The organism is Leptolyngbya sp. NK1-12, from assembly GCF_032598965.1.
In the GTDB taxonomy this organism is placed as follows: domain Bacteria; phylum Cyanobacteriota; class Cyanobacteriia; order Elainellales; family Elainellaceae; genus Elainella.
The window spans coordinates 2,586,945-2,603,337 of sequence record NZ_CP053586.1; the positions used below are offsets into that span (position 1 = coordinate 2,586,945).

17 protein-coding genes are annotated in these 16,393 nt (G+C 48.6%); 14 read left to right on the forward strand and 3 right to left on the reverse strand.

The genetic code is table 11. The annotated features are described in order from the left end of the window. The first annotated feature begins 66 nt into the window (after positions 1-66). From devC (HJG54_RS10865) to HJG54_RS10875, 3 genes are read left to right on the forward strand one after another with little or no spacing between them, the layout of a single operon-like run. Complete coding sequence (gene devC, locus HJG54_RS10865; RefSeq protein WP_316434921.1) at positions 67-1,209, forward strand: ABC transporter permease DevC; 1,143 nt, start codon at positions 67-69, stop codon at positions 1,207-1,209. Then, a complete protein-coding gene (devC, locus tag HJG54_RS10870; RefSeq protein ID WP_316434922.1) occupies positions 1,209-2,375 on the forward strand; it encodes an ABC transporter permease DevC in 1,167 nt (388 codons plus the stop codon). The genes devC (HJG54_RS10865) and devC (HJG54_RS10870) overlap by 1 nt, the downstream gene beginning before the upstream one ends. 23 nt (positions 2,376-2,398) lie before the next feature. Further along, on the forward strand, positions 2,399-3,184 hold the full coding sequence (locus HJG54_RS10875) for an ATP-binding cassette domain-containing protein (protein WP_316435632.1): 786 nt from the start codon (positions 2,399-2,401) through the stop codon (positions 3,182-3,184). Here HJG54_RS10875 and HJG54_RS10880 read toward each other — a convergent pair. Together HJG54_RS10880 and HJG54_RS10885 are read right to left on the reverse strand one after the other, a co-directional pair. Continuing rightward, entirely contained in the window at positions 3,174-4,145 is a 972-nt protein-coding gene (locus HJG54_RS10880) for a WD40 repeat domain-containing protein (protein WP_316435633.1), read from the reverse strand. The genes HJG54_RS10875 and HJG54_RS10880 overlap by 11 nt on opposite strands. Further along, a complete protein-coding gene (locus HJG54_RS10885; protein ID WP_316434923.1) occupies positions 4,109-4,969 on the reverse strand; it encodes an NB-ARC domain-containing protein in 861 nt (286 codons plus the stop codon). Before HJG54_RS10885 ends, HJG54_RS10880 begins: the two co-directional genes overlap by 37 nt. Before the next feature lie 345 nt (positions 4,970-5,314). Here HJG54_RS10885 and HJG54_RS10890 point away from each other — a divergent pair, with 345 nt between their 5' ends. The 11 genes from HJG54_RS10890 (at position 5,315) to HJG54_RS10935 (ending at position 13,507) form a co-directional block, all read left to right on the forward strand. Next, positions 5,315-6,040, forward strand: a complete 726-nt coding sequence (locus HJG54_RS10890) for a hypothetical protein (protein ID WP_316434924.1) — start codon at positions 5,315-5,317, stop codon at positions 6,038-6,040. Between the two features lie 201 nt (positions 6,041-6,241). Further along, on the forward strand, positions 6,242-6,943 hold the full coding sequence (locus HJG54_RS10895; RefSeq protein WP_316434925.1) for a PTPA-CTERM sorting domain-containing protein: 702 nt from the start codon (positions 6,242-6,244) through the stop codon (positions 6,941-6,943). 227 nt (positions 6,944-7,170) lie between these two features. Then, positions 7,171-7,686: a DUF4257 domain-containing protein gene (locus HJG54_RS10900; RefSeq protein ID WP_316434926.1), complete on the forward strand. Its 516-nt coding sequence runs from the start codon at positions 7,171-7,173 to the stop codon at positions 7,684-7,686. 52 nt (positions 7,687-7,738) lie between these two features. Continuing rightward, positions 7,739-8,131, forward strand: a complete 393-nt coding sequence (locus tag HJG54_RS35450) for a DUF1304 domain-containing protein (RefSeq protein WP_420717362.1) — start codon at positions 7,739-7,741, stop codon at positions 8,129-8,131. Positions 8,132-8,159: 28 nt separating this feature from the next. Beyond that, entirely contained in the window at positions 8,160-9,236 is a 1,077-nt protein-coding gene (locus HJG54_RS10905; protein WP_316434928.1) for a catalase family protein, read from the forward strand. Next, positions 9,187-9,954 (forward strand): PTPA-CTERM sorting domain-containing protein, encoded by a 768-nt coding sequence (locus HJG54_RS10910; RefSeq protein ID WP_316434929.1) that lies wholly within the window; start codon positions 9,187-9,189, stop codon positions 9,952-9,954. The genes HJG54_RS10905 and HJG54_RS10910 overlap by 50 nt, the downstream gene beginning before the upstream one ends. A 141-nt stretch (positions 9,955-10,095) precedes the next feature. After that, positions 10,096-10,518 carry a putative toxin-antitoxin system toxin component, PIN family gene (locus tag HJG54_RS10915; RefSeq protein ID WP_316434930.1) on the forward strand — a complete coding sequence of 141 codons (423 nt, stop codon included), beginning with the start codon at positions 10,096-10,098 and terminating at the stop codon, positions 10,516-10,518. Between the two features lie 3 nt (positions 10,519-10,521). Beyond that, positions 10,522-10,761, forward strand: a complete 240-nt coding sequence (locus tag HJG54_RS10920; RefSeq protein ID WP_316434931.1) for a toxin-antitoxin system HicB family antitoxin — start codon at positions 10,522-10,524, stop codon at positions 10,759-10,761. Next, the gene (locus tag HJG54_RS10925) at positions 10,748-10,957 is read left to right on the forward strand and encodes a type II toxin-antitoxin system HicB family antitoxin (RefSeq protein ID WP_316434933.1); all 210 of its coding nucleotides are present in this window, start codon (positions 10,748-10,750) and stop codon (positions 10,955-10,957) included. The genes HJG54_RS10920 and HJG54_RS10925 overlap by 14 nt, the downstream gene beginning before the upstream one ends. Beyond that, positions 10,950-11,177 (forward strand): type II toxin-antitoxin system HicA family toxin, encoded by a 228-nt coding sequence (locus HJG54_RS10930; RefSeq protein WP_316434934.1) that lies wholly within the window; start codon positions 10,950-10,952, stop codon positions 11,175-11,177. The genes HJG54_RS10925 and HJG54_RS10930 overlap by 8 nt, the downstream gene beginning before the upstream one ends. A gap of 401 nt (positions 11,178-11,578) precedes the next feature. Continuing rightward, a complete protein-coding gene (locus tag HJG54_RS10935; RefSeq protein ID WP_316434935.1) occupies positions 11,579-13,507 on the forward strand; it encodes an FG-GAP-like repeat-containing protein in 1,929 nt (642 codons plus the stop codon). Positions 13,508-13,511: 4 nt separating this feature from the next. On the opposite strand, the gene treY is transcribed toward HJG54_RS10935, so the two are convergent. After that, on the reverse strand, positions 13,512-16,346 hold the full coding sequence (gene treY, locus HJG54_RS10940; protein ID WP_316434936.1) for a malto-oligosyltrehalose synthase: 2,835 nt from the start codon (positions 16,344-16,346) through the stop codon (positions 13,512-13,514). Positions 16,347-16,393 lie beyond the last annotated feature (47 nt).

A 16,393-nucleotide genomic window follows, 5' to 3' on the forward strand; every position in this document is an offset into this window, starting at 1 on the left:
CCCCACCTCCCGCACCCCCTACCCCCCACCCCCTACCCTCCACCCCCCACCCCCACCCCCTCACCCATGAAAACTCCCCTCGCCTGGCTCAACCTCGTTCACGAAAAAACGCGCCTGCTAGTAGCAATCGCGGGTGTAGCCTTTGCGGTGATTTTAGTTTTCATGAATTTGGGCTTTTTGGGATCGCTGGCTAAGGCTGCTTCGATGATCTATAGCCAGTTGAATGCGGAGGTGTATTTGGTTTCGCCCCAAACGCTGGAAATCAGCACCACGAAGGCATTTCCGATTGAACGGCTCTATCAAGCGGCTGGCATTGCCGGAGTCGAGCGGGTAATGCCGCTGTATACGGGCTATCTGCAATGGCGCAACCCCGAAACGCGCACCAATCGGTCTATCTTTGTCTATGGCATCAACCCAAACGATCCGGTGTTTGTTGCTCCAGAAATCCAGTCGCCTGAGAATCAAGCAGCCCTGCGGCGTCCCGACACTGCCCTGATCGATCGATTGTCGCGTCCAGAGTTTGGCCCGCAAACGACCGGCACCGTCACCGAAGTCGATCGGCGTCAGCTCACGATTGGCGGCCAGTATACCTTGGGAGGCGGTTTCGCGGCAGACGGTACCCTGATCATGAGCGATCAAAACTTTCGTCGCTTTTTTGATCCATTTCCGCTGCGATTGATCAGCCTCGGCTTGGTAAAACTACAGCCCGATGCCGATGTCGAACAGGTGGCTGCCGAACTGCGCCGAACCCTGCCTGAAGATGTGCTGGTGCTGACCCGCCCCCAAATCATTCAACGCGAACGCGATTACTGGATTGGTACTACTTCTACCGGCTTTATCTTTGGTATGGGCGTAATCGTATCCTGTATCGTTGGCGTTGTGATTGTCTATCAAATTCTCTATACCGACATTTCCGATCACATGAAACAATACGCGACGCTGAAGGCAATGGGTTACCGCAGTCAGTTTCTGTTTTGGACGGTGGTTCAAGAAGCGGTGATTCTAGCGGTGTTAGGCTATATTCCGGGTTTTGCCATTTCCCTGGGACTTTACGAACTCACCCTGCGGGCTACCAACGGCGGCTTACCGATCAGCATGGAATTAGGGCGAGCCGTGCATGTGCTGCTGCTGACGATTGGCATGTGCAGCCTGTCGGCTCTGGTTTCGGTGCGAAAAGTAGTTTTGGCCGATCCAGCGGAGGTGTTTTGATGCGACGACGCACGCCTCTAGCCTGGGCGAATCTCACCTACGAGCGGCGACGGTTACTGACGGCAATTGCAGGCGTCTCGTTTGCGGTGCTGCTAATGTTCATGTTTCGTGGCTTTGAAAATGCTCTCTACGATAGTCAGGTGCAGTTACTGAAGCTGCTGAATGGCGATGTGGTCGTGATCAGCAAACTAAAGCTGAACATGTTTGTGCCCGAACAATTTGCCCGCCGCCGGCTGTACCAAGCTCAGGCCTATGACGGAGTGGAGCAAGCCTATCCGCTCTACACCACCACCGCCTACTGGAAAAATCCCGAAACCAAGCGCATTCGTCCGCTGCGGGTGATGGCCTTTAATCCGCAAGACCCGGTACTGCCGCTGCCTGGAGTCGTAGCCCATCAGGAGCAGTTGCATTTGCCCTGGACCGCCCTCATCGATGACCGCTCCCGTCCGGAAGTGGGTCCTACCGAGGCGGGCATTGTCACCGAACTGGCCGAACAGCAGGTGCGTTTGGTTGGCACCTTTAGTCTGGGTACCGATTTTGCCTCCGGTAACGGCAATATCGTGATGAGCGACCAAAACTTTTTGCGCTATTTCGGCGCACTGGGACCCGATGAAGACCGCCGCACGCTTAATACGGTCGATGTCGGTCTGCTCAAACTAGTGACAGGTGCAAATGTAGAGGCGGTGGCTCAAGCCTTGCGCAATCAGCTTCCCAAAGATGTGAAAGTCCTGACCAAGGCTGAATTTGTCCAGCAGGAGCGGGATTACTGGCGCAACAATACCAGCATTGGCTTTGTGTTTTCCCTCTTGGCGACGATGAGCTTTATTGTCGGGATTATTCTGGTGTACCAAATCCTCTACACTGACGTTGCCGAACATTGGGCAGAATACGCGACTCTGAAGGCGATGGGATACTCGAATTGGTACCTGTTAGGAATTGTGCTGCAAGAAGCGATTATTCTGGCTGTGATTGGATTTATTCCCGGCTTTCTGATTAGCTGGGCACTCTATGAGTTGACAATGAACGCTACTGGCTTGCTAATGCAGATGACGATTACGCGGATGATTAACCTGTTTATTGCTACGACAATCATGTGTTTAATCTCTGGCACAATTGCCGTGCGCAAAGTCCAAGCCACCGATCCGGCAGAAGTTTTTGGATCCTAAGGAGTGTCAGCATGAGCCAATCCATGAGTCAATCAGTTGGATCAACAACGCTGGAGACAAACTCTGATCCAAACGCCCATGCGGTGCAAATCCGTGGATTGAACTACTATTTCGGTCAGGGCGATTTACGTAAACAGGTCTTGTTTGATATTGATCTCGATCTGCTTAAGGGCCAGATTGTGATCATGACGGGTCCTTCCGGCTCTGGTAAAACCACCCTACTGACGCTAATCGGCGCGTTGCGCACCGTGCGGGAGGGCAGCCTCAAGGTATTGGGCCAGGAAATTGTCGGTCTCAGCAAAGCTGAACTCGTGAATGTGCGCCGCAATATTGGCTTTATTTTTCAGGCTCATAATTTGTTTGATTCGCTAACCGCAGCCCAAAATGTTGAAATGGCGGTAGAACTACTCGATGAATGGGGCGATAAACGCCAAAAAGCCATCGCAATACTGAGCCAGCTCGGTTTGGCAGACCGGGTAGACTACAAGCCCAGTGCCCTTTCTGGTGGCCAAAAGCAGCGAGTCGCAATTGCCCGTGCCCTCGTCAACCAGCCCGCCCTGATTCTGGCCGATGAACCCACCGCCGCCCTCGACAAAAAATCTGGCCGAGAAGTAGTGACGTTGATGCAACAACTTGCCAAACAAGAAGGCCGCACGATTCTAATGGTGACGCACGACAATCGAATTCTGGATGTAGCCGACCGCATCATCACCTTAGTCGATGGCCGCCTCGAAACCGACGATAACCTAGAAAACTTTGGCAACACCCATGATCCGAAGAGCCTGGATCGCCGCATGTTTATGATGTAATGCGGTACGAAGAGGTAGATGCAACGGCTCCCAATGCTTGCAGCGAAACTTTTTGGGCTTCGGTTAAACTTTTTGCTCCGGCAATAATCATGCCTTCGTAGGGGCGGGGGCAGCGCAGCGTGATTGGTTCAGCTTCAGGCTGCCAGACTTTAATGGTTTCATCCTGACTGCTGCTTAGAAGGATTTCATCATTCATGGGTTGAGCCAGTGACCAGACCCAGTGTTGATGCCCTTCTAGAACGGTTGTGCATTCGCCAGTGTGAACGTTCCAGATCCGAATGGTTTGATCGGCACTGCTGCTGATTAAACGATCGCCGCTGGCGCTAAACAAGAGGGATAGAACTTGGCTCTTGTGTCCCGTGAATGTATGAACGCATTCTCCAGCCGCAACATCCCACAATTTGACCATGTGATCATCTCCACCTGTGGCGAAATAGCGACTATCTGGACTGAAGACAACCGTCCAAACTCGATTCAGATGTGCTCTTAGCGTATTGAGACACTGACCGGTTTGGGGATGCCATAGTTTAATCGTTTGCTCATAGCCACCGCTGACTAACCACCTGCCGTCGGGGCTGAAGGCAACTGATAAAACCGAGCTAGTATGTTCTTTGAGCGTATAAATACAATCTCCTGTATGTACATCCCACAGTCTAACGGTATGGTCATAGGCTGCACTAGCGATTTGTTGACTGTTGGGGTGAAAGGCAATTGCCCAAACCCAGCTCGTATGCCCCTGCAACACCCTCAAGCATTGTCCGGTGTTGGGATTCCAGAGCCGGATCGTCCCATCTGGACTAGCGCTGGCCAGAAGTTGCTCGTTCGGGCTAAAGGCCACGGATAGGACTCGTCCGGTGTGTCCCCGTAGGGTGCGGAAGGGGTGGGGGGTGAGGGGTGAGGGGTAGAGGGCTTCGACGCGAGCGCTCAGCCGAGCGGTGAGGGGTGGGGGGTGAACTCCCAGAGTTTGATGGTTTGGTCTTCTTCCATCATTCCGACTTCCTGCGGCTTTTCGCGGCTAGTCAGAACCAGGCAACTCTGATGGGCAATTTCCCCCACCCGCTTTAGCAGTTCCCCATACATCTCGTAGCCGTCGCGGTAGATGCCAGCCCGTTTGCCGCTCTGCAAGACGGTTTCAAAGTTATCGAGCACAATCAAACAGCGGAATTGCTTCAGCAGTTCAATCAGGCGCGAGAGTTTGCCGCCGACGCTAGTGGGCAGTTCTGCGTCTTGCTGTTGGGAGAGCGCTTGGATCAGCGTGGGCAAAAGTTCGTCGATTGGAGGTGCATCTCGCAGCGAACGCCAGATCAGACTGGTAAACTCGCTCTGAACTTCTTCTGCCAGCTTGACCGAGAGTGAGGTTTTGCCCATGCCGCCCATACCCAGCAGCGTCACCAATCGGCAGCGGTCTTGGACAATCCAATCTTGCAGCATGGTCAGTTCCTGAGCGCGCCCGTAGAAGGTAGAAACATCGATGGCTTCGCCCCAATCGGCTCGCGGTTTAACCCACTGGTTGGCTGGAAGGTTGGCTGGTGTCTGGTAGGCAATTTGCTTGAGCACCCGTTGAAAGTTGAGCTTGGTGATTTTTACACCATATACTTCTGAAAGTCGCTGCCAAAGTTTGGAACCCGTATCTTTGATGTATCCTGGATCGTAACCAGCGGCAACAGCAATTTCTAGATACGATTTTCCTTGCCATGCCTCGCGTAGGACTAATGCTTGAACTTTGTTGAGCTGTCCTTGCTCGATCACATGCTCAACGAGCGCAATTGCTTCTTCAACGGTCATGAATGCTGTTCTCCAGGGAAGACACAAAACTAGTGCATTAGATTAAAGTCTTGTCGCAGCTCGATGGACGTGACGCGGCAGCCACCCTGGTATTCACCGTGAAACTACGGCTTTCTCTTCATTCCTTATTTGTAATGCGGAACTCCTCCTAACCTGCGGAAATTACAGAGAATTTTCAGATTCTCTATCAGACCTTTATCGGACCTTCATCTGACTTTTTGGTGACTTTTACCGGCTGCCAAGGTGGGTAGCAGTCCGTTAGTGTTGAACCATGTCAAACGGCGCTAATCAGAGTGAGTGCGGGATGAAGCTTACCTGAGAAAATAGTCTGGCAAAAGGGCTTGAATGGCAGAGTTGTGCCCATCTCAGAGTTGCAAAAAATTTTATCAATTTAAAGAACAAGGAGTAATAGATTTTATGGTATCGAGTAATCCAAATGATAACCGACAAAACGCACCGAGCATATTAGCTCAATTTTCGGCTCAAATTCTCAGTTCACCTGTAATTGCTAGTGTAGCAACAGGTCTAATTGCTCTCCTTGCCCCCAACGCTGAGGCAATTGCTGTTTCGATTGGTCAAGGCATTCCATTTGACAAAGCTCGTGCAGCTATCGAACAAGAAAAAATGTGGCAGGAGAACTTTGATTGTGCAAGAACTCAGCAGATCAAGGATGTTCAAACAGCGGACAACATCAAATTGAGCGTCACGATTTGCCCTTCCGGCGATATGCTAGTGCAAGTATCTGAAACCAGTAAGCAGGCGAATGCTAAGTGGATCAGCTTTGAGTCATTACATCAAAATAATGAGTTGAATACTTCAGAGCCTAACCTGTTGTTCAATCTTTTCTCTTCACCTGCTGTTGCTGCATCAGCAAATATTCCCTCAAAGATTTTCCGGGAGAAAGACAATTCACAAATTCTGGCCCAGGCAACTGTGATTTGTCAGGAAAGTTTGGGCGGCGGGTTAATTCGTCGGGTGGTTAAGTATGCAGATGGTAGTTGCGTGATTGAAGAGATCAACACCTTTACAGGTGAAGTGAGTCGCTCATCTGGATCATGTCAAAGTTGCTAAACATCCTCAAGATATCAAGCTGGCTGGCAATCGAGAATTCTGCAGCTTCAGATCAGCACTTGACCTCATGACCCTCAGCAAGATTTTTTATCAGCCTCACGCCTTGACTGAAGGCTGGCATTCTACACAGCTATGCCAATGGGCAGAACAGACGTTGCTCATCTACCAAAATACATTCACCATATTTTGGAGTTTTAATTCATGTTCAACCTCAAACAGATTTCTCTCTCTGCTGCAACAATCGCTGCTGTTTTCGCCATTAGCGCAGTTTGCACGACCACAGCCCAAGCCGCTATTGTAACTGGGCGAATCAGTGGAGTTTGGGAGGATGCTTCCGGAGGAGTCAACGGACTCGCAGTAGGCACAGAATTTACGGCTGACTATACCTATGATGACGGTAGTCTTGTAACTACAGACGTTGCTGGCGGCATTTATACTAAATACCTTGTCACGTCAGCTCCTCTACTGAGTCTGATGGTAAACTCTGGTGCTTTCAGTCATACATTTGACCTCAGCGGATTTGGCAATTCTTTTTCGTTGCTGGACATCCAGGGCGGGCCTGCTGGTAGTGAGTACGTTAGAACAGGGTTCAGCTTGTACGCTTCCGAAGGTTCAGGACAGGTTTACAACATCTTTTCTGCCAACAAATCTGTAGGACAGTGGGATAACAACACTCCCTTTGACGGCACCTCAGCTCGGTTTGCCATCGACAATAATGATAATCCCTTTGACGGCTCTCCTATTTTCGCTTCAACTAACGCATTCATGAATGGGCCTAATCCACCTGCAACAGCTGTCCCTACACCGGCCCTGCTACCAAGCTTAGTCGGTCTAGGTATGGCGGCGCTGCGGAGGCGGAAGGAGAAACAGGGACAGGAGGCTGCGGAAACAGCAGAAGTTTAGGACCATCAGTTACGTTCGATTGCTCAACCTTCAAGCGGTTTAACTTACAGCAGTTTTCAGATGAATAGGGCATAGTTGCAAATTCTTTCAGCTCTCTGAATCCCCCATTACTAAGAAACTTCAAGCAGATAGTGTAGCTCGGTTTTCCCAAAAATTGGGGAGATAGGGAGCAAAAACTGCTGTAAAACCGCAGACATTATATCAATCAGTATAATTCACAAATAACTATGACTTCATCGATTAATGATTCTTCAACCTCAAATGAAAGCTCTAGTTCATCTGAGATAGCTTCGACGAATACGGCTCTCACACCCAATGAAAAACGTTCTATTGCTTGGACAAGCGGCTTTACATGTGGTTCTCTGATCTTAGCTTTGGTCAGCGCAAATTTTGGGCTACTGCTGCTTCATACGATTGCAATTGGTGCATTAGGTGGTCTGGTGCATGAATTTGCTCAGAGCAGCGGTAGAATCTTTTTTATCAGAAAAGAGAGGGATGGTTTATACCTAGGATCGTTGTCTGGGATGGTTTTAGGAATTGTGGCAGGTTTATTGGTAATTGCGAAAAATGATGCACAACCACAGCCACAACTCGGATCTGATCAGACGAAGATTGAAACTATTCAATCAAGTCAGAGCATTGATTTGTCGTTGAGTCTGGAAATTTTCTTTGCCGCTTTGGGTTTAAAGGGTGTTACTGAAGCTGCAACTGGAAACATCCCCTCAGAAAAAGAGGGAGATTGATTCTTAAAAAACTCACTATTGTCAGCTCAATCAATCTACATACAGTGAACTTATGAATACAATTACCAATTTTCTAATTGGACTGGTTGCAGTCTTGCATATTGGGTTTCTGATATTAGAAATGTTTCTGTCCAAAAACAAGTCAGTTCGAGAATGGTTGCTCGGAGAGTCGATTAACTCTGTGAATCAGCCAGGAATTAAGCTGATAGTTCAGCTAGCAATGAATATGGGTTTGTATAACGGTTTTCTAGCAGCCGGACTGATCTGGAGTTTGTTCGCTACTCAATTCGCCTTTGAAATTCAGCTATTTTTTCTAAGCTGCATCATCATTGCTGGTATCTTCGGTAGCTTCACAGTAAAAAAATCGATCATTCTGACTCAAGCTGTTCCAGCAATCACAGCGTTGATCAGTGTTTGGTTCACGAACAATTCAACTCTGCTTTAATCTATTTCCACTATTGAGAGGCAACACAATGCGCTGGTTTTCACAAGGTTTGCGATGGTCAACTCTACTGATTATATGTCTGGTTGCTGTTCTATTGTTCGCGCAACCAGCCTTTGCCCAAGCAAGTTCTGTAGCTGAGCCAGACCAATCCGCCGCTATCAGTAAAATTGTCGAAATCAGCAAACAGTCGCAGCCACCCAAACTGCGGGGACAACATCCTAAAGGTCATGGTACTGTCTGGGCAGAGTTTACAGTTGCGCCAGACTTATCCCAAAATCTGAGGGTCGGAGTCTTCCAAGAACCTGGCAAAACCTATCCAGCCTGGATTCGCTTCTCGAATGCTAGAGATACGGACGATACTAAACCGGGCTTACAGGGCATGGCAATCAAGCTGATGGATGTGGCTGGTGATAAGGTTTTGGAGAGCGAGAAAACGGCTCAGACTCAAGATTTTGTGATGGTCAATCATCCAGTGTTTTTCATTCGCAATGCCTCAGATTTCGCTGAGTTCTTCACGGCTTTGGCGACTGGTAAACAGTCTGAGTTTTTCAAAACCCATCAGCAGGAAGCAAAGATCACGCAGTCGTTGCAGACCAAGCAGACTCAGAATCCGTTGGCAGCTCAATATTGGAGTACCACGCCCTATCAATTTGGTGAAACCGCGATTAAGTTTGCAGTCAGACCAACAAGTCAAATTGGTGATGAAATGGGCAATACGCCCGATTATTTGCGGGCAGCGATGGCGAATTCTCTGATGGCGCAGGATGCTACCTTTGATTTCTTGATTCAGCAACAGAACGACGCAGCCAAAACGCCGATCGAAGATCCAACTGTAGAATGGCATGAATCAGATGCGCCACTGCAAAAAGTTGCCACGATTCGGATTCCCCGTCAGATTTTCGATACGCCAGAACAGAATGCGTTTGGAGAAGCGCTGTCGTTTACGCCCTGGCATTCGCTGCCAGAACACCAGCCTTTGGGGAGCATCAACCGCGCTCGGAAAGCGATTTATCAAGCAACTTCTGAGCAGCGGCACCGGGAGATGGAGATTGCGGTTGCAGAACCTACGCCTGATACGTTTACGCCACGGTTACTCAATCCGTAGATTTAACGTTCACCTCAACGCAACGCAGGGTGTAAACAAAACTACCAGATTAACAGGGAATGCTTCTAACCAACTTACACATTCACCAATTTTAGGAGCTATTCAGTTCATGTTCACTCTGAATCAACTTTCGATTGCCACTTTAGGCGCAGCGCTGATCGCGGGTGCAATGGGCACGATTCCGGCTCAAGCGGCAGTTTTGGTTCGCCCCTATGGACCTACTGCTGCTGTTGTGGGAATTGAAAATTTGGAAATTGCGGGAGTAACCTATGATGTTGATTTTCGCCTTGCAACCTTTAATGAACTGTACAGTAGTAAAGGTTCTCCCAACCCTTTGCCTACTTTTTGGAATAATCAAACTAGCGCTCAGGAGGCAATCAGTAAGATCCAAGAACTCATGAGTAGTAATGACGTATTTATTACTGGAGATGATCAAAGAACTCTCTTCAGTAATGCTTTAACCATTCCCTATAGGGTTGGAGACTGGTTTGATCTTCGAGGATTCCGTACTTATCGAGGTAGTTTATCTTGGGAAACTACAGCTTATGAAGGACATGCAACCACTGAAGAATTCTATGCATACTTCACGATTGATAACCATTCAGTAGCAGTTCCCACGCCTGCCCTGCTCCCTGGTTTAGTCGGTCTAGGCATGGCTGCACTGCGGAAGCGGAGAGAGAATCAGGGACAGGAGGCTGCGGAAACGGCGCAAGTTTAGAGTCGTCGGTTGAGGGCGATCGCTCTGATTCTGGTTGAGGAGGGGTGGTCGCGTATAAAGTTGATCAGAAGCGATTGCCCCCTCATATCCCTACAAGCTGGATCTCTTGCCAGATGACAGCACATATGCTATCACAATCACATGAGATCCAGAATTGTTGTCGATACCAGTGTATTGATCAGCGCTCTGATTGGCCCTCAAGGCCCAAGCCGCGAATCAGTTCGCTGCTGTCTCTTGGAAGAGTGCCAACCTCTGATGGGCAATACCCTATTCTGCGAATACGAAGCTGTCGTCAGTCGTGAGGAAATTATCAGTCAATGTCCATTAACGTCCCTAGAAATTTCAGACTTACTAGCGGCTTTTATGAGTGTCTGTGAATGGGTGCAAATTTATTATCTGTGGAGACCAAACCTGAGAGATGAACAGGACAATCATCTGATCGAGCTAGCAATTGCCGGAAATGCCAGAGCGATCGTGACAAACAACATCCGAGATTTTCAAGATGCGGAGCTAATTTTCCCAAATTTATCAATCCTGCAACCAGAGCAATTAATCAGGAGTTAAACAATGGCAACCTTAACGATTCGACTCCCTGACGACAAGCACAATCGGCTCAAACAACTAGCCGAAGTCAGAGGGATAAGTGTGAATAAACTGATCGAAGAACTTTCGACGATTGCATTAGCTGAGTTCGATACCTACAATCGCTTTCGACTGATGTCCGCACAAGGCAATCGCCAGTTGGGATTGCAACTGCTCGATAAACTAGACGCATCCATAAGGTTCAATCACGATGAAAAGCCGTAGCTTTACAGTCATTCTTTACAAAGAAGATGACCTTTACATCGCTGAATGTCCAGAGGTTGGCACAGTTGATCAAGGAGAAACGATTGAGCAAGCACTTGCAGGCTTGAAAGAGGCAACTCGACTGTACCTAGAGGAATTTCCTCTACCAGAAACCTCTCCCAGATTTGTGACCAGCATTGAGGTTGAATATGCCTAAATTGCCCCGGATTTCTAGCAGAGAAGCAATTCGGGTATTAGAACGTCTGGGATTCGAGCAGGTTCGTCAAACTGGTAGCCATGTTGTGATGAAGAAGAGAACGCCAGATGGCGAGGTTGGGTGCGTCGTTCCCGTGCATCAAGAGTTGAAGGTTGGCACATTAAGCGGCATCCTCAAGCAAGCTCAAGTCACAGCAGAAGAGTTTATCGAAAATTTGTAGTTTTGTGACTGGAAAGGTGATTCGACTCAAGCAATGCAAAACCGATACTGAAGAAACATTTCTTGAGTGTTGCAATCTAACTTATACGATGCGTAAGGTGAACGGCAGTTGGAAGATTATTGTCGGTGTGCTGACAGAGACTACTTGCTCTTCAGTTAAGTCAATCAGATTTGCGACGAGTACGGCTCCCAATCATCACTAGTATCAACGGCTGGTTGATGATTCTGAAATATCTATTGTAACTATTTATAACCTACGATCCGGTTCATCTTGAGTGTTACTGAATCTATTGCTTGGAAGCTAGTGTTGTCAACTCTCACGAAGTATAACCGAGCAATTAGATAACATGCTCAAGAACTACCTTCCTATACTGCTTCACTATTAATGCTATCAAGGATTATATGTCTGTTGAATTCAGCCCTCCCACTAATATTCCAACTGGAATTAACCCAACTGTTGTCATCACTGCTGATCTAAATAGAGATGGCAATCTAGACTTGGTGACAAACTTTGCTGACACCAATATCCAAGTCAATACCAGTGGCAAAACAGGTGTTTCGGTGCTGTTGGGGAATGGCGCAGGACAATTTACCGCAGCCCAAAATTATGCGATTGAACGCAGTTCACCCAATCTGCTTTATCAACAGTTCCAGCAAGCTATAGAGGAACAGTTTCAGCAATATCAGAAGTTTATTCAATCTCTACCACCTGGCGCTGTCGTACCGCCTTTCAATCCTCCGACTAATCCCTATTCTCCAACCCTGATTAATCCGGTCACAATTCAAACCATCGCTACCGCAGATGTGAATCGAGATGGCAAGGTGGACATCATCACCGCAGGTACCCTCAACGTTACTGAACCGCAAGGATCTTTTTCTATCTCCAAACAGCGCAGCGTCATTTCAGTTCTGCAAGGAGACGGGGTAGGGGGGGTTGGGCCAGCGACCAATTTTCTAATTGATGGAGTGGAATCTGCCGGATCAATTGCGATTGCAGATTTCAACAGCGACGGCAATGTAGATTTGGCATCTGTTCACAGTGGCGCTTACATCCTGGGGGGTAATCCGGCCCTGAGGCAACAGGTTTCGATTCTGTCTGGTGACGGTAAGGGTAATTTTGGCAATGAACGAGTTCTATCAGTAGGACAAAACACCGCAGGCATTGTCGCTGCTGACTTCAATGGTGATGGTCGATCAGACTTAGCCATCAGCACATTTAACCTCTATTCCTATAGCTCTAGTGCTAACATCACGGTGCTTTTGGCCGATGGAACAAATGAATTCACTTCAGCAGGAACCTTTCCCGCCAATCTTGGTGGCGCCGATTTGCTGGTTGCTGATCTCAATGGTGATGGACGATTGGATTTGGCAAGCGCGGGTGGGTTTCTTCTCGGCGATGGCACCGGAAAATTTGGCGCTCCTGTCTATTCCTCTACAAGCGCTCCGCTGGTAGCTGGCGATTTCAATGGCGATGGTCGTCTCGATTTTGCCACTGGGGTTTCAGGCGGCTACGGACCCGGTGGAGTTTCAGTGCTGTTAGGCAACGGCGCAGGTAACTACAGCTATCCAGCACCAGTGACTTCCGGTGCAACCCCGCTTGATATTGCCACTGGTGATTTTAACAAAGACGGCAAACTGGATCTGGTAACAGTGGGCTATGTTTCTGGCACCTTGCTTTCGGTGGCGCTGAACGCAACGACGAGTTCCGATGCGTTGGTGATTACGGCAGATGTAATTGATGCCTCTAGCGAAACTAGCGGCGGCCTCAAGCTTGATTTGGCTAAGAAAACGCTACAGCTTGGGGCGATTAGCCAAACACTGAACGGCAGCTATGGCTCGATCCGAGGCACCGTTCAGGCTGACCAGATCAGCGGTAGCAAGGGCAAGGAGACGATTGACGGGATTGCGGGCAATGATGTGATTGTGGGGCTAGATGGAAATGATAGATTGAACGGTGGCTTCGGTAACGATACTCTGACTGGTGGCAAAGGCAAAGATACGTTCGCGTTTATGAGCGATGGATTGAATTATCAAACGATACCCTTTAATCGCTCCTTTGGTGTAGACAAAATCACCGACTTCACGCCCGGTCAAGACAAGATCGAACTCTACCGAGACACCTTTGCAGCGCTGGGTAAGCGTCTCCAGTTTGCGGTCGTAGATACGAAGCGAGCCGCCCAAAAGAACCGAGCGCTAATCACCTATATCCCCAAAACAGGCCGCCTCTACTATAATGCAAACGGCGCGAAATCAGGGTTCGGCTCTGGTGGATTGTTTGCTGACCTCAGCGATGGTTTGGTGCTGACAGCTAAAAGCTTCTCAGTGGTCTAGCGTACTACTGGGCCTGCTCCTTGCGGATCGATCCGCTGTGTTCAATCGTGCCGATTAGTAAAGCTACCGGGAATTGATTCAAGATGTCTTTGATCCAAAGCGTTTCGCCGCCTTCCAGCTGTTGACCCGAGATCATGTCTTGCCAGAGGGCAGAGGAACCGGGGGCTTGTAGGATGCGCGTTTCGTGCCAGACCTGTTCGCCTAGGGGGTATTCGCCTTCTTTGATTAAACTCGTCAAAAAGCGCGGCACAATCACAATCGCCTGGACGTCGCCCAGATCGCGCGTGAAGGCAACGATATGCGGCTTGAGGCTGCCCACGACCGCCAGTTTTTGATAGCTGCCTCGCTGGAACAGATCGGGGTAGGCGCGGCGTGCTCTCAGAGCTTGATAGATCAAGAACAGCTTGATGCGGCCATCCTCTGGTGACTTCAGCAGTTCTTGCAACAGGTGCGGCAAGTCTTTTTGGCTGCGGGTTTTGATCTCGTCCAAATAGGCCATCCGCTTTTCGTAATCCACCGGACGGCGGTTGTCTGGATCTACCAAGCTGAGATCCCACAGTTCTGCACCTTGGTAAAAGTCGGGTACGCCGGGGGAGGTGATTTTTAGCAATGTTTGCGCTAAAGAGTTGATGATGCCGTAATGCTGGAGCTTGCGCTGGAAGGGCCGGAATTCCTGCAGAAACAGGTTGTCTGGTGAGTCTTTGAGAGCGCGTTCTATAAAGCGAATAAAGGCTTGTTCATATTCGATATCTGAACGCTGCCAGGATGTGTATACTTTGGCCTCCCGACTGGCTTTGATGATGTATTCCTTAACTCGTTCAACAAACTGGGGATAGTCTACTTCATCAAATGGGAATGCCCCTAAGAGGGTTTGGTACAGTAGATATTCGGCATTGCGATCGGGCACGTCCAAACCATCTACATTCTCCTTCAGCGGTTTATTCACGGCATGCCAGTTGCGTAGATGATTGTCCCATTCTTCGGACAATTCCGATAAAACATTTAAGCGAGCACGCACATCTTCGCCACGTTTGGTGTCGTGGGTAGCGGTGGCGTTCATGGCGTGGGGCCATTGGGTGCAGCGATTTTGGTTAAACGTATGAAAATCCTCAGCCGAAATGCCAAATTCACCTGGATTGGAACCCACCTCGTTGAGTGACAGCAAACGGTTGTAGACATACATGACTGTATCTTCTACGCCTTTGGCCATCAGGGGGCCGGTAAACTGCTGCAAGCGCATAATGAAATGCAGCCACTGATCCTTGTCCTCCTCTGTGAGGCGGTCGTCAAATTCTAGCGACAGAAACTTCTCGATAAAACATAGCTCGTTAATGAAGTTGGGAATATTTTCTTTTGCTTCTTCAATCACCTGTCGAATTAGCTCCTGATCGGCTTTGCGGGCACCTTCCCGGCTGATGTAAGTGCGGTACACCGGAAACAGCGTCAAGATTTCTACCAGCGCTCGCTTCAAGCCATACATGGTAAAGTCACTAGCGTAGCGGTAACGGTCAGAGATTTGTTTTAGTAAGTGGGCTAGGTTGTCAATATCACCCGCCATGTGTTTACCAATAATCAACCGTTTGTTCTCATCGATTAGAGCTTCGCAGGGGGTAGAGTTGCCGATGAACTGATAGTAAACAGCGCTGAAGTCAAGCTGATTGGCTTGCTGACAGAATAGGCCGTTCACTTTGCTCATAAAATCATAGCCAGTCGTGCCTTGAATCGACCAGTTAAGGGGCAGCTCTTCGTGAGGTTCAAGAATTTTTTCTACGACCAGGTAAACATCCGGCGAATGTTCCCGGATACGGCTAATGTATTGCACTGGATTATATAAGCCATCAATGTGATCAACCCGCAGGCCCGTAAATTTGCCTTGGCTCACCTGCTCTAAAATGAAGCGATGGGTCGCATCAAATACTTTTTCATCTTCTACTCGCAGTGAGATCAGTTCATTGACGGTAAAAAAGCGGCGATAGTTGAGTTCTTCATTTCCCACTTTCCAGTAGGAGAGGCGAAAAAACTGTTCGGAGAGCAGACTATCTAACAGGTTAAAGCTCTCTGAGTTGCCTGGTTCACCGTTGAATACTTGAATGTTTTCTTCAATAAACTGTTTAACTTCAGGGCTGTCATTCCACAGTTCCCATAGCATTCGCTTGATAAATAAAATTTGATCATAGCGCTCTCTGCCTTCTTCTCCAGAAGGGATATACTTCAGCATATATAAAGCACCGAGCAGCTTAACAAAATTGGGATGATTTCTGCCTAACTTCTCCCGCAAACGCGCCAGGTCATACATCAAAACATGGCTGTAGGACTCGATGCGGAGCGGAAAGCACAGATTGTAGTAGTTGATCGATAGCCCACTCTGAGTATATTTGAGCTGCAACTCCCCGCTTTCTAAGCAATCTCCGTAGAACTTACCTAGGAATGGGGCTAGTACTCGTCCTTTAATGCCACCGTAGTAATGATTCCAATCGATGTCAAAAAAATCACGATAATGGGAATCTGGGCCGTTTTCCAGAACATCCACTAGCATGTAATTCTGACTATCGAATGCCATGTGGTTAGGGACAATATCCTGGAGCCAGCCAATGCGATGGTGCTTCAAATCTATTGACAGTGCCTCAAATCCTGCTGCTCCTCCCAACTCTGGATTAATTTCACTCGGATTGACCGAATCATAGCCGTGGGTACTGCCTGTTCTGGCCGTGAAAATGGGGGACGCATACAGGTCTGAAATTCCCAGTTCGGCTAGATAGGGCACGATGGCTTGAGCGGCTTGAAAATTGAATCCGGCGTGAAATTGGATTCGGTAGGTAGCTAGGGGAATTTGCATCATGGGTTTTGGGGCTGCAACAGCTAGGGTTCAACAATTAGGGGATAAGT